Genomic DNA, 21,024 nt, shown 5'->3' with positions numbered 1-21,024 from the left:
AATGACGAATTAAATATGACCCGATGATTTTTAATCCATTACGGTTTTTTCTTCTTGCTTTATTTTGTGGTGTTTTTGTATTTCTGCCTCTCTCATTAAAGGCAGATGTGCCTTTGTATGGTATACCTGAAGTTGAGAATTATAACCGAAGGGATTATCAGGCCGGCACACAAAATTGGAGTTTAAGTCAGGCTGCCAATGGCCTGCTCTATTCAGCCAACAATGACGGAGTTCTGGAGTATGATGGCAATAATTGGCGTCTATTGCCTAAAATCGGCGATGTTATTGTACGTTCGGTTTTGGCGCATGAGGATAAAATTTATATGGGGACCTATAATAATTTCGGTTATTATGAACGCAATGATCGCAATGATTTCGAGTTTCATTCTTTAGCCATTGGTGAAAATTTGAGGTTCTTAGGGGATGTTTGGGAAATTATTCCCTTTAATGATTTGATTGTATTTCAGGCAGATAAAGGTTTGGTCCTATATAAGCACGGGGAAACCCCAACACTGGTGCCTGCCAAATCCAGAATACCGAATGCTTTTTTGGCCAATGGCATGCTATTGGTTTATGATGAAGAAAGGGGTTTGATGGAATTACGGCAGGGTGAACTTTATGAAGTGCCCGGTGGAGATATGTTTGCTGGTATAAGCATTGGCGCCATTCTGCCAATTTCCTCAAGAGAAATTTTGGTGGCTACCATAACGGAGGGACTTTATTTGTGGGATTTGAAATCCTTTAGTCCCTGGAAAGCACCTGCCACTGATTTTTTGAAAAATGCGAATGTGTTTTGTGGAAAAGTTTACGATGGGCAGGAGTTGGTTTTTGGCACCATTCAATCGGGCGTGGTGGTCACCGACTTGCAGGGGAATATCACCATGATGACCAATAAGGATCGGGGACTCATCAATAATACGGTTTTGAGTCTGGAGGTCGATATGGAGGGCAATATATGGACAGGACTGGATAATGGGATATCCAGAATTTCTTTTAACTCAACCGTCAGTTTTATTCAGGGATATTATGATATAGGTACCGGCTACGCACTGGAAGACCATGAGGACAATATCTATCTGGGCACCAATCAGGCCTTGTATTTTATCGAGAAAGAGGATTTTGAAAATCCAGTAAAGGATAGGGAAGATTTCTTACGCATTCCTGGTACAAGCGGTCAGGTTTGGTCCTTATTTGTCGATAAGGAGGGGCAGTTGTTGTGCGGACATAATTCCGGCATTTTTTCGGTCAAGGGGGATGAGGCCTCCTTGATAACCCCTGGTTCTGTGGTCGGGGCCTGGCTGTTTCGTTATCCCCCCGGGCGGGATGACATTCTGCTCGTAGGGTCCTATAACGGAATACTACTTCTAAAGAAGGAGAATAACCAATGGGTTTTTAAAAAACGGTTGGAAGGGTTTGATGAGTCGGCACGCTTTATGGAATGGGATTCTTCTGGTGGACTTTGGGTCACCCATGGGTATTTGGGCACTTTTCGGCTTTTTTTTAATGAGGACTATGATGCCATCGTTAATGTAGAAAGCTTTAAGGAAGCAAGAGGTTTGGACAAGGGTATTTTTCTGAATGTGTCAATGGTTAATCGAGAGGTTGTATTCAGTTCCAAATTCGGCATTTTTGGCTATGATAACAGTTCTGAAAGTTTTTATCGTCACCAATTAAACAGCTTTTTTATGGAGAGTGGTTTTCCGATTCTACTCCGGGATGATGAAAACATGAATATCTGGTTTTTTACTGAAAATAGTGTAGGCGTATTGCGGCGTTTGGAGGATGGATCTTACACCAAGGTGACAGGACCATTTTACGCCATCAATGGTTTGATAGTTAATGGTTTTGAGTTTGTAAAGGTGCTGAATGAACGCAATGCCCTTTTTGGCGTAGAGGATGGTTTTGCCCATTATTCCGTCAATGAACAAAAAGACTTCTTACAACCTTTTAATGTACATATCAGGGGATTCAAGAATCAGTTTGAGACAACCGAATATTTATACTCTGATCACGATGCGGAACAAGTTGTTGTTCCGCAATGGCCCTTCAATAAAAACGCCTTTGAAGTCACTTATTCTGCTACGCATTTTGAATCGTCGCAAATTCTTTTTTCAACCTATATTGAAGGCATGGATAAGGGGTGGTCCGATTTTGTGGCTACACAAAGAAGGCAATTTACCAACATTAGGGAAGGAGAGTATGTTTTCTGGGTGAAAGCACTCAATATTCACGGAGTCGAAACGGAACCGGTGGGGTTCCGCTTTGAAGTGCTTCCGCCATGGTACAGAACCGTCTATGCCAGAATCGCTTATGCCGTTGTTGTGGTTTTGTTACTCGTGGGTATCTGGTTTTTGCTTATTTGGTTGATGGAGCGCAGTCGGATGGTGGAACTGAAAAAACAGCAGGAGCGCTTTCGATCCAAAGAAGAAAAGCTGAGAAATGCTGCTTTGGAGAATGAAAAGGAGATGATTCGGCTTCGCAATGAAAAACTGCGAAACGAGATGGTCTTTAAAGAAAAGGAGTTGGCCAATTCAACCATGCATGTCATTCAGAAAAATGATTTTTTATTAAATATAAAAGAAGAGCTTCAGAAAATTAACCGCTCACGTGAAGTTTCCGCAGTAGAGCGTAAGGTCAATGAAATTGTCAGAAAAATTGACCGGGATATTGATAACGAATCCCAATGGGAGGTGTTTGAGTTGCATTTGGAGCATGTGCATGCCGATTTTCTAAATCGTCTACAGAAACAGTTTCCCGATCTTTCTTCGCGCGAACAAAAATTATGTGCCTATCTGAGAATGGATATGGCTTCCAAAGAAATTTCTTCCTTAATGAATATTAGTGTTAGGGCGGTCGAGAACAACCGCTATAAGCTTCGTAAAAAAATGGGGCTGGATGCCAAGGACAACTTGTCTGATTTTATTATGAATATCTAACCTTTCCTTCGTTTTTTATCTGATTCTTCCTGTTTGATGCCTTGGTAAAGGCCTCTGAATTAATTGGACACCCGTCCAAATGGTTAAAAAGTGTAAATTATACTTTTTATTTCTGGCCATGAAAAATGCAGTTGTTATAGTGGTACGAAAATAATTGTGTGATTTTTATATTGCTGTTTTGTAGTGTTTTAAATAATATAGATGAGTTTTTTGTGAGGTGCTGTTTATTGAATTGTGATGTTTTTGTGTGTACATATATTATGGTTTGTTAACACATAGCCCTAATATTGTAATCAAATTTAAATGTTAAACACCAATTTATTTCACACCAATTAAATTCAAATCTTTTTCTTATGAAAAAAACATTAGGAATTTTGTTTTTTATGATGCTGACCACAGTCATGGTCGCACAGCAAGTTACCGTCACAGGACGCGTAACTTCAAAAACTGACGGCTTCCCCATCCCGGGAGTCAGTGTGGTACAACAGGGGACTACCATAGGGACAATCACCGATGTGGATGGTAATTACTCTATTCCAACGGAAATGGGAGAGACCCTGACCTTTTCTTTTATAGGATTAAACTCTGCAGAGGTAGTGGTCAATAGTGCCACCATTAATGTTGAGATGGAAGAAACGTTTACCGACCTGGATGAAGTCATTGTGGTGGGTTACGGTGTTCAGAAGCGAAGTGTTATCACAGCTGCCATTAGCAGCGTCTCTTCTGAAGATCTGGAAAATACCAAACCCTCGCGTATTGAAGATGTGCTGAAAGGTAAAGTTTCGGGTGTACAGATTACCCAGAGTTCCGGACAACCGGGTTCTGATTCTAAAGTGCGCATTCGTGGTATTGGTACGGTGAACAACAGTGAGCCATTGTATATTGTTGATGGAATGGCCGTTGATGGCGGCATCAGCTATTTGAATCCCACCGATATACAGTCGGTCGAAATTTTGAAGGATGCTGCCTCTGCCGCTGTATATGGAGCACGTGCTGCTAACGGTGTTGTTTTGGTTACTACCAAGATGGGTGAGAAAGGTAAAGCAACCGTTAGTTATGATTTCTCTTATGGATGGCAAAATCCCTGGAAAAAACGGGAAATGCTGAATGCCACCGAATATATGGTAATTATGAATGAGGCTTTGGCCAATGATGGTCAGAACCCCAGATATTCTGCGGATCAGATTGCCAATGCCGGACAGGGAACCGACTGGCAGGATGAAACCTTTAACTATAATGCGCCGGTTGAAAACCACCAGGTGAGTATCCAGGGCGGTAGCGATCAGGGCAGCTATTTCCTGTCGTTTGGTTATTATAATCAAGAGGGAATTGTTGGTGGCGACTACGGAAAATCCAATTATGAGCGTTACAGCATTCGGGCCAACAATAATTATACGGTGTTTGAAGCCGATCGTAATTATTTAAATGCGGTAAGAGTTGGCATTAACGCCGGTTATTCACGCGATAAGTCCTCAGGTATTGAGACCAATACAGAATATGGTTCTGTTTTAGGAAGTGCCTTGGCCTTTAATCCTTTGGTTCCTGTGTATGCGGAAGATCCTGATGCTGTTTTAGCAAGTTATCCCAACGCTGTTACAGATAAAGACGGTCGGGTATTTTCATTACCTCCCTCCGGTTTTCAAGAATTGGCCAACCCGGTTGCCATGTTGAATGCTCCACAAAATGGACAAGGAAATTCTGACAAGTTTGTCGCCACTTTCTGGGGTGAGATGGATATTCTTAAGGGACTCAGATTTAAGAGTAGCTATGGGGTTGATTTGGCCTTCTGGGGTAATGATGGTTACACCTTTGAACACTTTTTGGCCACACAGGGTAAAGATTTCACCCAGAGTCATGTCTACTCGAATATGCACCGTGGTTTTAGGTGGCAGTTAGAAAATACCCTGACTTATACGTTGACCTTAAATGAGGATCATAATTTCACAGCTCTTCTGGGGCAGTCCGGAATGGAATATACCCTTCGCGAATTGTATGGAGATGATTATGACCTATTGGAGAATGATCCTTCCAAAGCCAATATCAACTATGCCATAGCTGATCGTTCTCTTGAGCGAGTGGCCGGTGGCACAGGCGGTTTTTCATCGCTGACGCTGGCTTCCTATTTTGGCCGACTGGATTACAATTTCCGTGAAAAATACATGTTTCAGGCCACTGTTCGTCGCGATGGATCTTCTCGCTTCGGGGCCAATAATAAATGGGGCGTTTTTCCTTCATTTTCAGCAGGATGGAATATCACCAATGAACCCTTTATGGATGCACGTCCTGATTTTGTAGACCATTTGCGCGTTCGTGGTAGCTGGGGTGTGAATGGTAATGAACGCATCGGCGAGTTTCGTTACACCAGTTTGATGAGTGGGGGCCAGAATTACTATTTTGGATCGGGTGATGACATGGCCATGCAATATGGTGCCAGCCCCAGCAGTCTTTCAAATCCCAATATCAAATGGGAGGAAACAGAGCAGATCAATTTTGGTTTAGAGGGACGCTTTTTTAGAAGTGCCTTAACATTGGGCTTCGACTACTTTAAGAAAACAACCTCGGGCATGTTAATGAATCAACCCATTCCTCAGTATGTTGGAAAAGGTGCTCCAGTTGCAAACGTAGGCGACATGGAAAACTCTGGTTTTGAATTTGAGTTGGGCTTTAAGAATAGCATTGGTGATTTCACCTATTACATCAATGGAAATGCTTCCTTATTATCTAATAAGCTGATCAATTTAGGTAACGAATCGGGTGAAACTATTTATGAGAATGCCGGTGCATCAGGCGTAGGTCCCTATGTCAAGGGTGAGAATGACGAAGTATTCCCCTATTTTTATGGCTATAAAACGGACGGAATTATTCAAAATCAAGACGATGCCAACCAGTACAATGCAGCTTATGGTAAAAATGCACAACCTGGAGACGTTCGCTTTATGGATACCGATGGAAACGGTTCTATTGATGATGATGACCGTGTGAAAATTGGTAAAGGTATGCCCGATTGGACCTATGGCTTAAATATGGGTGGTGAATGGAAAAATTTTGATGTAAATATGTTTTGGCAAGGCGCTTTGGGGAATGATGTGTTTGACTTCTCCATGCGTGGTGATATTCCTGCCATGAACCGTCCGGCATGGATTTTGGATCGTTGGATTGGGGAGGGTACATCCAATTCTATTCCACGTGTAACCAATGCCAATCCAAACGGCAACTGGGCTTCTTCTGATCTGTATATTAAAGATGGCTCATACCTGCGTTTGAAAAACATTCAATTGGGCTACACGCTTCCCGGGGCAATTAGTAACCGTGTTTCTATTTCGAAGTTCAGGGTGTATGTATCCGCAGAAAACCTTTTGACGCTTACTGAATATGATGGATTTGATCCGGAAATAGCAGCCGGTGGGTATACGACCATTGGTGTGGACAAGGGGATTTATCCTCAGGCCAGAACCATTTCGGTAGGTGCTAATATTACTTTCTAATCAACTAAAAGATATAAGAAATGAAGAAGTATTTCAATATATTGTTCATTGCTGCATTGCTTGGCTTTTCAGCATGTAATGATGATTTTTTGACCATTCAGCCGACTCAATCTCAGGAGCTGGTGGAGATGCCACGGAGGGGGCTATTATGGCCAATCTGGCGGCGACCTATCAGATCTTGTTGTTCGACAGCTATGCTGACAACAACTACAACAGTGTGGTACTGATGTCGGATCTGCGTTCTGATGATATTTTTAAGGGAGGTGGAGATGCCGGTGACCAGGCCATGTTGTACCGCCTGTCACAACTGGATGCCACACCTACGGAAATCCCTCAGGGTTTGTGGACCATTTATTACAGCGGTCTTGCGCGGGCCAACAATGCAGTCATTGCCTGTGAAAACGCGGTGGGAGTTACCGATGAGCGTGTGGCAGAATTGAAATCTGAGGCATTGTTTTTACGGGCCTACTATACGCATTGGTTGTGGAAATTCTGGGGAAACATTCCATACTTCACCGATGATCTGCCAGAACCTTATATGGCTCCTCAATACTCAGCCGACGAAATCTATGATTTCATCATGGCCGATATCGATGCCATTATCGAGACAGCAGCTTTACCCATGAGAACCGTGGCTGAAAACGATGGTCGGGCTACTTTGGCCGCTGCTTATATGCTAAAAGCCAGGGTTGTGATGTATCAAAAAGACGAAGCCCGCTATTCTGAAGTTTTGGCGGAAATGAATGAAATTATTCAGAGTGAAGCTTACCAATTGGTTGATTTTGCGTCCATCTGGCCCAGAGAAGGAGAGTTTTCCGATGAGTCGATATTTGAAGTGAATCACCTGCCTGGTGAATATGGCGGTAAAACCTGGGCTTCAGGATGGGCCGGTTATGGTACCAATTTACCTGCCTTTATATCTCCTAACTCTCTGACCGAAGATACGCCTGATTTATTGAGTGGTGACACTTATTACAAAGGGGGCTGGGGATTTGGTCCGGTGCGCACAACCACTCTTGAATTGTTTGAAGCTGGTGATGAACGCCGGGATGCTTCCATCAATCAGTTTGAAGAAGGCACCTATTCGGCCCGTTTCCAGAACACCGGTCTCTTTATGGCCAAGTATGCGGCCCGTGTGGAATACAATGAGCCTCCGGGTGATGTGGATTTGAACTATGAGAACAACCTTCGTATTTTCCGATTGGCGGAAACCTATCTGAATATTGCAGAGCTGATTGCCGTGCATGGTGTAGCTCAAGGTGATGGGATTTCTGCTCAGGCAGCTTTAGATGCTATCCGCCTAAGAGCCGGGGTGGCTTCGATTGCCCCTACCGTTGAGAATATTAAATTGGAACGTAGAAGAGAATTCGTAGGTGAAGGTATGCGTTTTTGGGACCTGGTTCGCTGGGGTGATGGTGACCAATTAACAGAAAACCTGCCGGATCATTCATCTGTTCGCACGTGGACACCTCAAAAGAAGTATTTGCCCATTCCTCAGTCTGAAATTGACCGCACGGAAGGCGAATTTAAATTGGAACAGAATGCCTACTAGGTGGCTTTGCTTAATTTCATAAAAATAAATAATAATCTTATGAGAAAATATAGTTTAATAAGCATCGTATGGGTTTTAACCCTGTTGTTTATGGCCTGTGACCCACAGGAAATGGATGATTATGAATTGGGACAGGCGCTCACTGAAGATGATGTGGCTTTTTCGGTATCCCCAAAGGCTGATCAGCCAATGTGGTGACTTTCGAAAATACCTCTGATGTTGAAGGTATCGTTGTTTGGAATTTTGGCAACGGATCAAGGGGTAAAGGTGAAAGTGCCTCAGCGGAATACCCTTTTGCCGGTACTTATAATATATCCATGACGCTTTATGCAGAAGGGGGCTCAGCCACCAAACAGTATTCACTGGTGGTAGAGGAGGATGACCTTTCGTTGCTCGAACACCCCATGTATACTGCATTGACGGGTGGTGCCGAGAACGTGGATGGAAAAACATGGGTGTTTGACCAATACAACCCTGGTCACTTTGGTGTTGGTCCGGTGGATGATGTGGCTCCTGTTTGGTGGGCGGCCGGTCCCAACGATAAGTTGGAAAGTTCCTTATACACACAAACCTTCACGTTTAAGCAAGTAGGCGTTGAATTGGACTGGAACAATAATGGTTACGTATACACCAATGGCGCCGGCTTAGATGGTTTGGCTGCTATGGGCTACACCAACAGCGTGGTTCCTCCTGACGGTGATTTTGATGTGGAGTTTTCACCTGCAGATAGCTATAACTTTTCGTTAAATACAACGGATTCTGTGTTGACATTGACAGATGGTGCTTTCATGGGCCATTATACCGGGTCTTCAACTTATGAAATTATAACGTTGACCGAGACTGAGATGTATCTGAAAGTCAGAAGTTCGGCTGAGCCAGGAAATGGTTGGTGGTACCGCTTTGTGCCCGAAGAACTCAATGTGGCACCTGTTATACCTTTGAAGGAGGTTCCGCTTGTTGAGGATTTTGAAGGAGATGATCTCAGTGTTGTATTTGCCACTGAGGCGATGGGTGATTTTACCGCAGCGGGTTACCAAAATCCGGCACCTGTACCCATCAATCCTTCTTCCAAAGTCTATCTTTATCAAAAGAAGGCCGGTGAGTTTTATTCAAATATTTCTTTTGTGGCAGATGGTTATAAGTTTGATTTGTCAGAACAAAATCAAATTACCTTGAAAGTCTACATGCCTTCGTACAACGATTATAGCACGGAAAACAATGTAGCTGGCAGTTGGATAGCCAATAAAGTACTGCAATCATCCATTGCCGTGAAGTTGCAAAACGACGATTTGGGTGGAAATGCCTGGTCAACTCAGACAGAAATTCTGATGACCGAATTGGAAAAAGACAAATGGTTAGAACTGACTTTTGATTTTAGTGGTGTAGCAGACCGTGAAGACTATAATAAAATCTTAATTCAGTTTGGAACGGAAGGTCACGATGGTGGAGGTATCTTCTTCTTTGATGATTTTACCTTTCATAATTAGAAGATAGATTTTGGTGAGGCTGCTAATCTCTTTCAGATTAGCAGCCTTATCCCAATAACTTTTACTTGTAATGATTTGATGTATGTGGTATAATTTGAAAAGAATAAGATTGTTGGCCATGGTGTCTATAATACCCGTCTCATTGGTTATTCTAATGGGAAGTTGTCACCAAGGCGATACAACTGACTGGAAACTGGTATGGAGCGAGGAATTTGATTATGAGGGATTACCCGATCAGGCGAAATGGAATTACGATACTGTGGGAAATGCTTATGGGTGGGGAAACAGAGAGTTGCAATTTTATACCACAGAAAGAGACAGTAACGCTTTTGTGGATGGAAAATACCTGCACATAACAGCTCATAATGAACATTTTAAAGGCTTCAATTATACTTCTGCCCGATTAACAACCAAAGAAAAAGGCGATTGGCTGTATGGAAGAGTGGAGGTTAAAGCGAAGGTGGCCGGTGGAAGAGGTATTTGGCCGGCCATTTGGATGTTGCCTACCGACTGGGAATATGGTGGATGGCCTCAAAGTGGGGAGATTGACATCATGGAACATGTGGGTTATGATCCGGATTCCATTTTTACAACGGTACATACAGAGGCTTTTAATCATAACCTCAATACCCAGGTGGGACTAGGGACTTATGTCCCTGATTGTGAGGATTCTTTTTATGTCTATGCCATTGAATGGGAAGAGGACCGGATTGATTTCTTTATTGATGACAACCTGGTATTCACCTTTAATAACAGTGGCAATGGCCCGGATGAATGGCCTTTTGATAAGCGCTTTCATCTGATTCTGAATGTGGCTGTGGGTGGAAATTGGGGCGGACTTCACGGGGTCGATGATACGATTTTCCCAACATCCATGGTGGTCGATTATGTGCGTGTTTATGAGCGAAAATGATATTAAGATTTCCATGCCAAATAAAAAGAGCGGCCTCCTTAGGAGCCGCTCTTCTTATTTATAAGTTCCTCTGATTGACCCAATATTAGTTGTTTAAATATTTTGAAAGGGTATCGATCAAAATCTGTAAACGGATGGGCTTGGCCAAATAGTCATTACATCCCGCTTCCATACATTTTTCCCGCTCTCCTGACATAACATGAGCCGTTTGGGCAATGACAGGCACATCCGGGTTAATTTTTTTTATTTCACGGGTAGCTGTATAACCATCCATTACGGGAAGCTGCAAATCCATCAAAACAAGGTCGATACGGTTGGCCTTAAACATATCAATGGCTTCCTGTCCGTCTTTGGCCCATAATATTTTGGCTTTGGTACGACGTAAGGCGGCATCAAAAAAGATTTTATTGGTATCAACATCTTCTACTACCAGGATGTTTTTACTTTCCCAGTTCTGATTTAATGCGTTACTTAGATTGTCTGACATAATGATTGAATTCAGTGATGAAATAATATCCGAACTGTTTATGGCTTTGGTGGCTCTATTTTTTAGGGTTCTTTCGATAAATATCGTTACCTTTTAGTAGGATCATCAAAAATAATATTTTTTTCCGGCAATGCTCATATATAAGTCTTATTTTTGTGTCAATGAAGTGCTAAAAGTGATTGTTAGTTATTTTTTTGTGATTTAAATTGCTGTTTAGTTGGGCTTTAACGGATGTGCGACACGCTTGTTCTAAAAGGTTAAAAAGCTAAAAGGAGTTGGCGGTTGGATGCTGACTTGGTTATACAAATCATTAATATCTTTTTGGTGTATGAAGTTTTTATTGATATCAATACTGCTGTATTTTTATCATTTTATTATAGTAGCAAACGGAATTGTATTCAATGGTCAATTGTCTCAGGATGCCACGCAATGGGCCGATTCTGTGTATCTTACGCTTGATTTGGAGCTGAGGGTGGCTCAGGTTTTAATGGTTCGGCTGTCCAATGAAAACACCATCAAGCAATTGGGTAAGGATATACCGCCACCTGGCTTTCTTATTGGTGAGCCTTCACTGCTGAAAAAGCAGGTGGCTTTAAGCGATTTTCCTTTGACTACCTTTCATGTGGTGGATATCAGATCGGGATTTGAATGGGAGAGAATGCCTTTACCTTTCCCGGACGAAAAGACTTTCAGTCTTCTAGAGCCGGTTCATCAACAAAATATGGTTGAATGGTTGGTGTCCCAATACAAGGAGGAGTCGAACACGCTTTTTTTTAATTCCTCTGATTACAGACATTTTTGGATGCCTGAAGCATCCAGAAAAAGCAAGAGCGTTTCTGCCGGATACAGTGTCTGGTTACCCGCCTTGAGGCCTTCCCGATTAAGTGATCAATCGCTTTTAATTCATGCCCACAACATTCCGGGCCAGATCAATCGGCTTTTACCCTCGCGCTTACCGAGAATTAATGTGCAGACAGACGCTGGTCAAAAAGGGGCATTGGTTTCGGTTACCACTGAGGAAAGGTTGCCGGTAACCAGCGCGTCGATAGAACAGATTTTTTCTGAAGGCGCTTTGTTGGTGACAGATAATTACTCGAAGGATTATGAGCGATTGGTCAATGCTTTTAAAGACCGCTGGCTGGAGGAAGAAATGCTTGAAAAGGCCTGTAAGTCGGTTTTGGCATTTAAGTACATAGCAGCCTCCCGGTCGCTTAAGCAATGGGAGGTCAAAAGTGATAAAGAAGAAAAATTGCAGTTTAGGGCAGCTTATGAAAACTCGATATCCGTTTTTCAACCTGCTAATAAGAAATTATTGCCACTAAGCCATCTGGATTTGAATGTTGGCTACTATAATCTGGGTGCGATTCATGTCAATAGTTTTAAAAGATGGGCCGATAATTATATTGAGCCACCTGTTGGTGATTTACCGCCTGAGGAATATGACCTTATTTTTTTAATGGCGGATCCGTCTTTTCATTGGGGAATGCCCTTCCAGGAAGGATTACAGATTCTTCGCGATCGCTATCCCAATGCCGGTATTGTATTCATTTGGGCGGGTAACCCAGCACAGTTGCCCTTTAAAACCTGGCCGGGTGAAATGGATGCCATGGTTGCCGTGCCTGCCAATATTCCCTTTTGCTGGGAAACAATGGCACAGGTCGTTTTTAATGGCATTGGGACATCCATTCGACCCTTGGAACAGGTATTTGGAAATTATCTGTCCGTTTACCAGAAATCCTTTTCCGCATCACGATTGAAATATGGGATACCCGAGGAAGTAGGACTTAATGTGGATACGCTGTATCTAATTGGTGATGTTATGGCCGAGGCCATTAAGCAAGAGGCCACCCCGGGGGCACAATTGCTCATTGCCCGGAAAGGGGTAGTGGTGGTTAATCAAAGCTATGGTTGGCATACTTATAAAAAGGACCGCTTTGTGGTTAACAGCGATGTGTATGACTTGGCATCCGTGACGAAAATTGCTGCCACCCTGCCACTTGCCCTGAAGACCTATGATGAGGCGAAGTGGCGATTGGGCGACCGACTGGGTGCGTATTTACCCGAAGCAGACACCACCGATAAAAGAGATGTTTCCATACGGGATCTGCTTCTGCATGAATCCGGCTTGCCCTCCTTTATTCCGTTTTATATGGAAACCATTGATAAAAGCAAGTTGCAGGGAAATATGTACAGTCGGCGAAAATCAGCTCCCATCCTTTTCGCGTCGATGAGCGATTATATATGAACCGTACCACGGTTTGGAGAGACGATGTATATCAACCTGTATCTGATTTGCAATTTTCTGTGCCGGTTGCTCCCAATTTGTATTTAAATCATACCTATCTGGATTCGATGTATCATCGAATACTGAACGTAAAAAGACATACGCGTGGCTATGTTTATAGCGACTTGAACTTTTTGTTGCTTCAAAGAATACAGGAGCGTTTGACCGGGCAACCCATGGACAGGGCCGTCACCCGGTATTTTTATAAGCCACTGGGAGCTGGTTCGCTGATGTTTAACCCATGGCGTACAGGAAAATTAGATCATGTTGTACCAACAGAAAGCGACCCGGTGTTCCGACGCCAATTGTTAAAAGGTTACGTGCATGATCAAACGGCGGCCATGATGGGTGGCGTGGCGGGCCATGCCGGCTTGTTTGGCAATGCCAACGACCTGGCTAAGTTGATGCAGATGTATTTAAACGGTGGCGAATATGGGGGCCATCGCTTTTTTAACCCGGAAACCATTTACTTTTTTAGTTCGCAGCAGCACCCTGAAAACCGTCGAGGTTTGGGCTTTGATAAGCCGGAAATGGATCCTGAAAAAGACACCCCGGTCTCCCGAATGGCCTCAGAATTGTCATTTGGACATTCGGGCTTTACCGGAACCATTGTATGGGTAGATCCTACTTATGACCTGATTTACATATTTTTATCTAACCGCATTCACCCGAATCAGTACAATCGAAAACTGATTGAAAACAATGTACGCACCGATATTCAGGAGATTATTTACAGAGCCATTGAAGACAGACAAGATTCAGTTGAATGATATCCATCATCTGAATCTTGTCAAAGTACTTCTCTTTCCCGAAAATCTACAAATTATAAAAAGTCTCAAATGCTTTGATCATATACCCATGGTCCAGCACACCTGATAACTCACGAACGGAATGCATGGCCAGCATGGGGTTACCCACATCTACACTTCTGATATCTACTTGTCCGGTACTCAGGTTACCCAGCGTAGAGCCACCAACCATGTCGGACCGGTTCACAAACTTTTGGCAGGGTACGCCGGCCTTTTCACAAATGGCCTCAAAAACAGCAATACTGTCTCCATCGCTGGTGTATTTTTGATTGGCGGTAATTTTTATGACGGGTCCCTTGTTGATAAGCGGGTGCAGGTTGGGGTCATGCTTTTCGGGATAGTTGGGATGTAAACTGTGGGCCATATCTGCTGAAATCATAAATGAACGATATATGGTCCGGTGGAAGTCTTCACCTGTAACATCAAGTTGACTTAAAAGTCGTTGAAGGATGTTCTTGAACAGGGGAGAGTCGGCACCCTGTTTGGTCAGGCTACCCACTTCTTCGTTGTCGAAGATACAAAGCATCTGGGTGGCGGCACCGGGTTTACTGTTGAGCAGCGCTTTTAGTCCCGCATGTGTCATGGCCAGATTGTCGATTTTGGGACTGGAAATAAACTCATGATGGGCACCCATGATAAGGCCCGGGTTAAACTCGTTAAGTGTCAGATCATAATCCAATATATCGTTGTCGTGAACACCTAATTCTTCAGCCAGTAATCGTTTTATAAACCCTTTTTCATCCTCCTTCCCGGGCATTAAGCCCATCAGAGGCAGCATGTCTTTTTGCTTGTTGAGTTCCATGCCCTCATTCACGCTGCGGTTTAGGTGAATGGCCAGACTGGGAATGATGACCATGGGACGGTTGAAATTTACCAGGCGGTTATCCGGCCATAAAGGGTGTTCACCCTTTAGACTGACCCGGCCGGCGATGGATAGTGGCCGGTCGAGCCAGCTCATTAGAATGGGACCACCATAGACTTCCGTGTTCAGTTTGATGAAGTGATCATCAACGACCATTTCCGGATTCGGTTTGATGCGAAAGGAGGGGGAGTCGCTGTGGGCGGCAATTATTTTAACGCCCTCTTTTTCGGGCTGGCCTGTGCCTAAAACAAAGGCGAATAGGGCAGAGCCATTTCGGGTAAGGTAATATTTCCCTCCTTTGGTCAATTGCCAGGCTGCGGTCAGGTCCAGGGCCTCAAAACCGGCCTTGTCCAGTTGCATCGACAGATTGTCTACTGCATGAAAGGGACTGGCACTCTCATATATAAAGTCAATGAGTTCCTGTGATAATTTATGTGCTTGATCCATAATCTGAATTTTTTAAGTGATTGGATGGGTGAAACATTAAAAGTACTATAAAAAAAGATTTTTTTTTGTCATTTATGTGGGAACTTTTCCTTAATTTTGATTTCTGGAATGCAAGAAACAAAGCAAATCGGAACTAATTACCAACCTCAATCGCTGGTAAACAATTCGCTGAGAGATTCATCGATTTCTCAACATTTTTCTATTTCCCTTTTATTATCTGATTTTTATTTCACCCAGTCCTTTCGATTGGGTATTTTTTTGCACTCATGCATACTAATCTTTCAAAGCTCTCACATTTATGAAGAATAAAAGTCTTGTCTCTATCAGTGATTATTCAAAGGAAGAGATTTTACACATTCTTGAATTGGCCGCAGGTTTTGAAGCCAATCCGAATCAGCCTTTGATGCGTGACAAAGTTGTGGCCTCCTTGTTTTTTGAGCCATCCACACGCACCCGCTTAAGCTTTGATACAGCCATCAATCGTCTGGGGGCAAGAGTGGTCGGATTTACAGACGCCAGTTCTTCCTCTACCACCAAGGGGGAAACCCTGAAGGATACCATTAAGATGGTGAGTAATTATGCGGACATGATTGTTATGCGTCACCCCCTGGAGGGAAGTGCAAGATATGCCTCGGAACAAGCAAGGGTGCCCATTATCAATGCAGGGGATGGTGCCAACCAGCACCCCACCCAAACCATGCTGGACCTTTACTCCATCCAAAAAACGCAGGGAACATTGGAAAACCTGACTATTTTTATGGTGGGCGACCTGAAATATGGTCGCACGGTCCATTCTTTGCTCATGGCCCTGTCTCTTTTTAATCCCACCTTCTATTTTGTGGCACCCAAAGAGATGTCGATGCCCCGGGAGTACAAGATATTCTTGAAAGAGAAAGGCATTCGATATTTTGAGCAGTTTGAAATGGGGAACCTTGAAAAGGCGGATATTTTATATATGACCAGGGTTCAAAAAGAGCGCTTTTCAGATCCCATAGAATATGAGCGGGTTAAGAATGCCTATGTCCTCAAAAATGCCATGTTGGCCAATACCAAGGACAACCTGAAGGTTTTGCATCCGCTGCCACGGGTCAATGAAATTCATCCCGATGTCGATGCCAATCCCAAAGCCTACTATTTTCAACAGGCGGAAAATGGTGTATACACCCGTATGGCCATCATGTCGGCGATCATGGGTGTTAAGTAAACACTCAAACAATATTCTTGCAACAAATATTTTCTAATTTCCATCCTATGTCTAAACAGAAGCAACTTCAGGTGAGTGCCATTGAAAATGGCACGGTTATCGACCATATTCCGGCAGCATCCTTGTTTGACGTTATTAGCATTCTCGGTCTCGATCATATTTCGAACCTGATTACCTTTGGAACGAATCTCGACAGTCATAAGTTTGATAAAAAGGCAATCATTAAAGTGGCCGATAAGTTTTTTGAGCGGGATGAAATCAATAAAATTTCCCTGGTGGCACCGCATGCCAAATTGAATATTATAAGGGACTATGAAGTGGTTGAAAAGCGGGATGTGACCATTCCGGATGATGTGGTGGGTATTGTTAAGTGCTTCAATCCCAAATGCGTGACCAACAATGAGGCCATAACCACACGCTTCAGGGTAGAAGATAAAGTGGATTTGGCATTGAAGTGCCACTATTGTGAGAAAATTACCACCAGGGACGAGCTGCAAATGATGTGATAACCATTGGAAGAAAAAGATTATGGCTAAAGTTGATTGGAAACCCGGGAACATGCTGTATCCATTACCTGCGGTGATGGTGTCATTGGGTGCAAGGCCGGAAGAGCACAATATTATTACCATTGCATGGACGGGCACCATTTGTTCGGATCCTCCCATGTGCTATATTTCTGTCCGGCCCAATCGCCATTCTTACGACATACTTAAGAAAAATCGGGAATTTGTGATTAATCTGACCACTGCTGATCTGGCTTTTGCGACCGATTGGTGTGGTGTCAGATCGGGCCGGGATCACAATAAATTTGAAGCCATGAAGCTGACCCCGGGCCAAGCTTCGATGGTAAGCGCGCCCATTATTGAGGAAGCACCGGTTAATATTGAATGTAAGGTCACAGAAATCATTCCTTTGGGAACCCACCATTTATTTTTGGCAGAAGTCGTCAATGTTAAGGCCGAAGACAGGTATTTGAATTCAAAAACAGGTGCCTTCTCACTTGAGGATGCCAACCTAATGGCTTATGCGCATGGTAAATACTATGAATTGGGAAAAAAGATTGGCAAATTTGGCTATTCGGTTGAAAAAAAGAAAAGGAAGAAGAAAAAAGGGAAATAAAGAGGCGATTTAGGTAGTCGGAAGACTTCCATTTAAAACAGCGTTCCTTGTTCTTCCACTTTAATGACTTCATCTTTTTCGGCGTACCACAAAAAACCAGTTACCTTCTGATATTTCATATTTTTCAGCAGCTGCATATAATTTCTGACCTGGCCATGATGGGAGAGGTGCTTTTGCTGGCCAAATTTATAATCCACTACGACTATCTCCTGGTCCTTAATCATGACTCTATCGGGCCGTTTCACTTTGGCGGATAAAATGCCTGCTTCGGTTTTAATGTTGTATGAGCCATTAAACCATTTAGTAACGGCCGGATGGCTCAACCATTTTTGGATGGTGTTTTTATAGGTCGCCATTTCATTCCCCTCTATTTTTCCTTCAAAGCGTAACAAGGTCAAAGCCTTATCAATATCTTCAACAGTTACGATATGCTCGAAAAGCTGGTGCATGATTTTCCCATGATTAACGGCCAGACGCTCTTCGGTGTTAAAGTAGTTCTCACTTTCCATATGTATGCGGGCCCGGTTATCTCCCAGGGGAATATGTTCAAAGGGTTTTCCTTCTATTTCCGATTCCGGCCGGTAAGTATCTGCTTTTTCAGGACCGGTTGCAGACGATTCAACCCGGTGGTCCACTTCATAAACAAGGCTTTCTTCCTCCCAAATGTCGTCAGAACCATTGGCAGCAAACAAATAGAGCAAATCACCGATTTGCTTATAGTTGTCGACCTTTTCTTTCTTTTTAATTTGTCCAATAATATTGAGACTTTCTCTGGCGCGGGTAAAGGCCACGTAAGTGACATTTAAATTGTCGACATATTGATGAAGGGTCTCGTCCAGGTATTCTTCTGCAAAGTGAGACTGGGCCAGATGGTTACTACCTGATACAGGTACCAGCGCCACCGCGTTAAAGGGTTCTGTTTTTGGCGTTAACCAAAGCAGGTCGCGATGGCTTAAATTATTCATTTCCCAATTGGCAAAGGGTACTACCACTGCTTTGAATTCCAATCCTTTGGATTTGTGAATGGTCATTACACGAATGGCTTCCTGATTGTCCGGGATGGATAGGGAAGAGGCAGATCCTTTTCTGTCCCAGAAGTCCAGAAACTGATTTAAATCAGCTGTTTCCTGATTGATGTAATTCAGGCACAGGCTCATAAACGACTGAATATAAACCGAATGTAGTTTTTTTAGCGATGCCGGCAATAAGGCTATTAAGCCCTCAATAAGTTCATAGACAGGTTTTTCCCTGTAATTCATGAGGGTTTGATGGTAGGCATCCCAAGCCTCTTTTTCCTTAGAACCGTGAAAGGGCCTGGTCAGATCGATCTGACTTACGGGACCATCACCCGATGGTTGCTTGAACAGGTGCAAGCGAATAAAGGCGCCGGATAAATGGTTTTCGGGATTCTGAATATAGCGTAACTGTTCAACAATCAGTTTAATGGCTTCTGATTTTGACAGAATCAGTGATTCATTGCTGATAACCGGGAGACTGGTGAGCGTGGGGTGGTGCAAACCCGATAACAAGGCGTTGGTTATTTCAACCCCTTCCTTGTTGTTGCGCACCAATACGCAAATATCTGACAGTCTGTAACCACCCTCCATCAAGGCAACGATGCGTTCCACCGCACAAGGAATGGCTGAGTCGAAGTAGCTCTCCTTATTGGCTGCTTCAATTAACTGAATGTAAATTTGTCCACCCAATTGGCCGGCCTTTGGAGAGGCTTTTTGTTCCACATCAAAATAAGCTGAGCTTATTTTAGACTGCATGGCCAGGAGTGCTTCATGACCGGAAATATCCTCCGGGACCAAACTGTTGAATTGTTGTTGCATGGTGGAAGCCGCCAATTTAAAAAAGTCATTGTTAAAGCGAATGACATCCGCGCTGCTACGCCAATTGGTATCCAGGGTATTCAATTGAACGCCAAACCGGTTATAATCTTTCTCCACAGCCTCTGCCAACAAGTTCCAGTCCGAATTGCGCCAACGATAGATCGCTTGCTTTACATCACCGACCATCAGGGCGTAGTTGTCGCTGGCCAGGGAATCATTGACCAGGGGGACAAAGTTCAGGTACTGCAGGGTGGAGGTATCCTGAAATTCATCCATCATGTAGTGGGCATAGCGCGTGCCGGTTTTTTCATAGATAAAGGGGGTTTCGTTGTTGTCAATGATACGGGTCAGCAGGTAGTTGGTCCCTGAAATCATGAAAATGTTTTGTTCCCGGCATAGCTGCATCATTTTTTCATAGACATCGTGAATCAAGCCCAATGCATTGAGCTCCTTCAATATGAGTTTGGCGGTATAGTAGTCTTTGCTCTTTTGAGCAATGGTCTCTGCCGCCTGCAGCAAAATGGCATGCAAACCTTCCTGATAGGCGGCTTCTATGGCCATCTTTTTTTCCGGGGGACTGTCTTTCCGTGTCCATTTTTCGGGACTCTCCAGCAGAACTTCAAATTTTGAAAGGTTAAGATGGTCGTTGAGCTGAGCCATCCTTTCAAACACTTTGACTTTGGTTCTGCTTTTGCCTTGGAAATCTTCGGTCAGATCAAGGTTGAATTTTGTTATCAGTTCTAAGCCTTGTTCGCCCAATCCCTTTATTTGTTGGTCTACATTGGAAATGATCTCCTGCAATGCTGATTTGTAGGCATTGAGGTAATTCTTATCCTTAATTTGCCGGCTGAGCAAGGCGGCATTGGCCTGGTATTTTTCTTTGAATATTTCGCGACTGATGTGTTGAATTTCCTGAGAAATATTCCATTTGTTGTCCTGCTCCATGCGTTCCCGGGCAAAATCAATCAGCCATTCTTTCATAGCCTTGTGCTGTGGCGCATCCATTTCCAGTATGAGCTGATCAATGGCTTGCAACATGATGTGCTTGGTTTCCAATTCCAGTCTGAAACCAATGGGAAGTCCCATTTCGCGCGCAAATGAGCGGGTTACCTTTTGAAAAAAGCTATCGATGGTGCTGATGGAAAAGCGGGAGAAATCGTGCAGCAGCAAGCCCAGTAAAAGGGAAGCTTTTTGGCGGACTTCCGCTGTGGTGAGCTTGAATTTATTTTGCAAATCGACCATGTGCTCAGGTGTGCCCATCGTTTGATGGGCCAGGTTGTTAAGGGTTGACAAAATGCGTGAACGCATCTCAGCTGTGGCCTTATTGGTAAAGGTTACTGCCAGTATCTGTCGGTAATTTTCCGGTTTTTTAAACAACAGAAAAATATACTCCTGGGTGAGGGTATAGGTCTTACCTGATCCGGCCGACGCTCTGTAAACCTTTAATTGTGACATTTTATATGGGGTTTTATGATTGTCAGGATATAAGTCCGTTTTGAAGCTTTCTGCGCAGGAGCTAACGGGCCCTTGTGGAAAGATGCCACTAAAATACGGAATATTACGCAACTCTTAGGGATCAGGGGGTGGCCTTTTTTCGCGGATGC

The 21,024-nt window shown here is 43.5% G+C and carries 14 protein-coding genes; 11 read left to right on the top strand and 3 right to left on the bottom strand.

The features are described from left to right. The first annotated feature begins 23 nt into the window (after window positions 1-23). The 6 genes from JCM15548_RS03880 (at window position 24) to JCM15548_RS03860 (ending at window position 10,373) form a co-directional block, all read left to right on the top strand. On the top strand, window positions 24-2,936 hold the full coding sequence (locus tag JCM15548_RS03880) for a helix-turn-helix and ligand-binding sensor domain-containing protein (protein ID WP_083984954.1): 2,913 nt from the start codon (window positions 24-26) through the stop codon (window positions 2,934-2,936). A 353-nt stretch (window positions 2,937-3,289) separates the two neighbouring features. Beyond that, on the top strand, window positions 3,290-6,421 hold the full coding sequence (locus tag JCM15548_RS03875; protein ID WP_062122519.1) for a SusC/RagA family TonB-linked outer membrane protein: 3,132 nt from the start codon (window positions 3,290-3,292) through the stop codon (window positions 6,419-6,421). Between the two features lie 148 nt (window positions 6,422-6,569). Next, window positions 6,570-7,973, top strand: a complete 1,404-nt coding sequence (locus tag JCM15548_RS03870) for a RagB/SusD family nutrient uptake outer membrane protein (RefSeq protein ID WP_227625425.1) — start codon at window positions 6,570-6,572, stop codon at window positions 7,971-7,973. A 39-nt stretch (window positions 7,974-8,012) separates the two neighbouring features. Beyond that, window positions 8,013-8,171 carry a hypothetical protein gene (locus tag JCM15548_RS22900; RefSeq protein WP_227625424.1) on the top strand — a complete coding sequence of 53 codons (159 nt, stop codon included), beginning with the start codon at window positions 8,013-8,015 and terminating at the stop codon, window positions 8,169-8,171. Next, the gene (locus JCM15548_RS03865; protein ID WP_227625423.1) at window positions 8,165-9,460 is read left to right on the top strand and encodes a PKD domain-containing protein; all 1,296 of its coding nucleotides are present in this window, start codon (window positions 8,165-8,167) and stop codon (window positions 9,458-9,460) included. The genes JCM15548_RS22900 and JCM15548_RS03865 overlap by 7 nt, the downstream gene beginning before the upstream one ends. Window positions 9,461-9,578: 118 nt before the next feature. After that, on the top strand, window positions 9,579-10,373 hold the full coding sequence (locus JCM15548_RS03860; RefSeq protein WP_062122548.1) for a glycoside hydrolase family 16 protein: 795 nt from the start codon (window positions 9,579-9,581) through the stop codon (window positions 10,371-10,373). Between the two features lie 85 nt (window positions 10,374-10,458). On the opposite strand, the gene JCM15548_RS03855 is transcribed toward JCM15548_RS03860, so the two are convergent. After that, on the bottom strand, window positions 10,459-10,860 hold the full coding sequence (locus tag JCM15548_RS03855) for a response regulator (protein ID WP_062122518.1): 402 nt from the start codon (window positions 10,858-10,860) through the stop codon (window positions 10,459-10,461). A gap of 328 nt (window positions 10,861-11,188) precedes the next feature. Between JCM15548_RS03855 and JCM15548_RS03850 the strand changes: the two genes are divergently transcribed. Both JCM15548_RS03850 and JCM15548_RS03845 read left to right on the top strand, forming a co-directional pair. Further along, entirely contained in the window at window positions 11,189-13,105 is a 1,917-nt protein-coding gene (locus tag JCM15548_RS03850) for a serine hydrolase domain-containing protein (protein ID WP_162198168.1), read from the top strand. Beyond that, window positions 13,102-13,914, top strand: coding sequence for a serine hydrolase (locus tag JCM15548_RS03845; RefSeq protein ID WP_062122516.1), 813 nt, complete (start codon window positions 13,102-13,104; stop codon window positions 13,912-13,914). Before JCM15548_RS03850 ends, JCM15548_RS03845 begins: the two co-directional genes overlap by 4 nt. Before the next feature lie 46 nt (window positions 13,915-13,960). Here the strand turns inward: JCM15548_RS03845 and JCM15548_RS03840 are convergent, their stop codons facing one another. Further along, window positions 13,961-15,262: a M18 family aminopeptidase gene (locus tag JCM15548_RS03840; protein WP_062122515.1), complete on the bottom strand. Its 1,302-nt coding sequence runs from the start codon at window positions 15,260-15,262 to the stop codon at window positions 13,961-13,963. 298 nt (window positions 15,263-15,560) lie between these two features. Here JCM15548_RS03840 and pyrB point away from each other — a divergent pair, with 298 nt between their 5' ends. Genes pyrB through JCM15548_RS03825 form a run of 3 tightly spaced genes read left to right on the top strand, consistent with a single transcriptional unit; the run spans window position 15,561 to window position 17,585 of the window. Next, window positions 15,561-16,466, top strand: a complete 906-nt coding sequence (gene pyrB / locus JCM15548_RS03835; RefSeq protein ID WP_062122514.1) for an aspartate carbamoyltransferase — start codon at window positions 15,561-15,563, stop codon at window positions 16,464-16,466. Window positions 16,467-16,513: 47 nt separating this feature from the next. Further along, a complete protein-coding gene (pyrI, locus tag JCM15548_RS03830) occupies window positions 16,514-16,972 on the top strand; it encodes an aspartate carbamoyltransferase regulatory subunit (protein WP_062122513.1) in 459 nt (152 codons plus the stop codon). 22 nt (window positions 16,973-16,994) lie between these two features. After that, on the top strand, window positions 16,995-17,585 hold the full coding sequence (locus tag JCM15548_RS03825) for a flavin reductase family protein (protein WP_062122512.1): 591 nt from the start codon (window positions 16,995-16,997) through the stop codon (window positions 17,583-17,585). A 32-nt stretch (window positions 17,586-17,617) separates the two neighbouring features. Here JCM15548_RS03825 and JCM15548_RS03820 read toward each other — a convergent pair whose 3' ends face one another. Then, window positions 17,618-20,875 (bottom strand): UvrD-helicase domain-containing protein, encoded by a 3,258-nt coding sequence (locus tag JCM15548_RS03820; RefSeq protein ID WP_062122511.1) that lies wholly within the window; start codon window positions 20,873-20,875, stop codon window positions 17,618-17,620. Window positions 20,876-21,024: the final 149 nt, after the last annotated feature.

It is taken from the genome of Geofilum rubicundum JCM 15548, assembly GCF_000974365.1.
Classification (GTDB): domain Bacteria; phylum Bacteroidota; class Bacteroidia; order Bacteroidales; family Marinilabiliaceae; genus Geofilum; species Geofilum rubicundum.
This window is presented reverse-complemented; position numbering and strand designations above follow the sequence as displayed.

Bases quoted from the DNA above. Each gene is read 5' to 3' on its own strand.
- JCM15548_RS03880 (WP_083984954.1), top strand. From the start codon at position 24: ATGATTTTTAATCCATTACGGTTTTTTCTTCTTGCTTTATTTTGTGGT.
- JCM15548_RS03875 (WP_062122519.1), top strand. From the start codon at position 3,290: ATGAAAAAAACATTAGGAATTTTGTTTTTTATGATGCTGACCACAGTC.
- JCM15548_RS03870 (WP_227625425.1), top strand. From the start codon at position 6,570: ATGGCCAATCTGGCGGCGACCTATCAGATCTTGTTGTTCGACAGCTAT.
- JCM15548_RS22900 (WP_227625424.1), top strand. From the start codon at position 8,013: ATGAGAAAATATAGTTTAATAAGCATCGTATGGGTTTTAACCCTGTTG.
- JCM15548_RS03860 (WP_062122548.1), top strand. From the start codon at position 9,579: ATGGTGTCTATAATACCCGTCTCATTGGTTATTCTAATGGGAAGTTGT.
- JCM15548_RS03855 (WP_062122518.1), bottom strand. From the start codon at position 10,860: ATGTCAGACAATCTAAGTAACGCATTAAATCAGAACTGGGAAAGTAAA.
- JCM15548_RS03850 (WP_162198168.1), top strand. From the start codon at position 11,189: ATGAAGTTTTTATTGATATCAATACTGCTGTATTTTTATCATTTTATT.
- JCM15548_RS03845 (WP_062122516.1), top strand. From the start codon at position 13,102: ATGAACCGTACCACGGTTTGGAGAGACGATGTATATCAACCTGTATCT.
- JCM15548_RS03840 (WP_062122515.1), bottom strand. From the start codon at position 15,262: ATGGATCAAGCACATAAATTATCACAGGAACTCATTGACTTTATATAT.
- pyrB (WP_062122514.1), top strand. From the start codon at position 15,561: ATGAAGAATAAAAGTCTTGTCTCTATCAGTGATTATTCAAAGGAAGAG.
- pyrI (WP_062122513.1), top strand. From the start codon at position 16,514: ATGTCTAAACAGAAGCAACTTCAGGTGAGTGCCATTGAAAATGGCACG.
- JCM15548_RS03825 (WP_062122512.1), top strand. From the start codon at position 16,995: ATGGCTAAAGTTGATTGGAAACCCGGGAACATGCTGTATCCATTACCT.
- JCM15548_RS03820 (WP_062122511.1), bottom strand. From the start codon at position 20,875: ATGTCACAATTAAAGGTTTACAGAGCGTCGGCCGGATCAGGTAAGACC.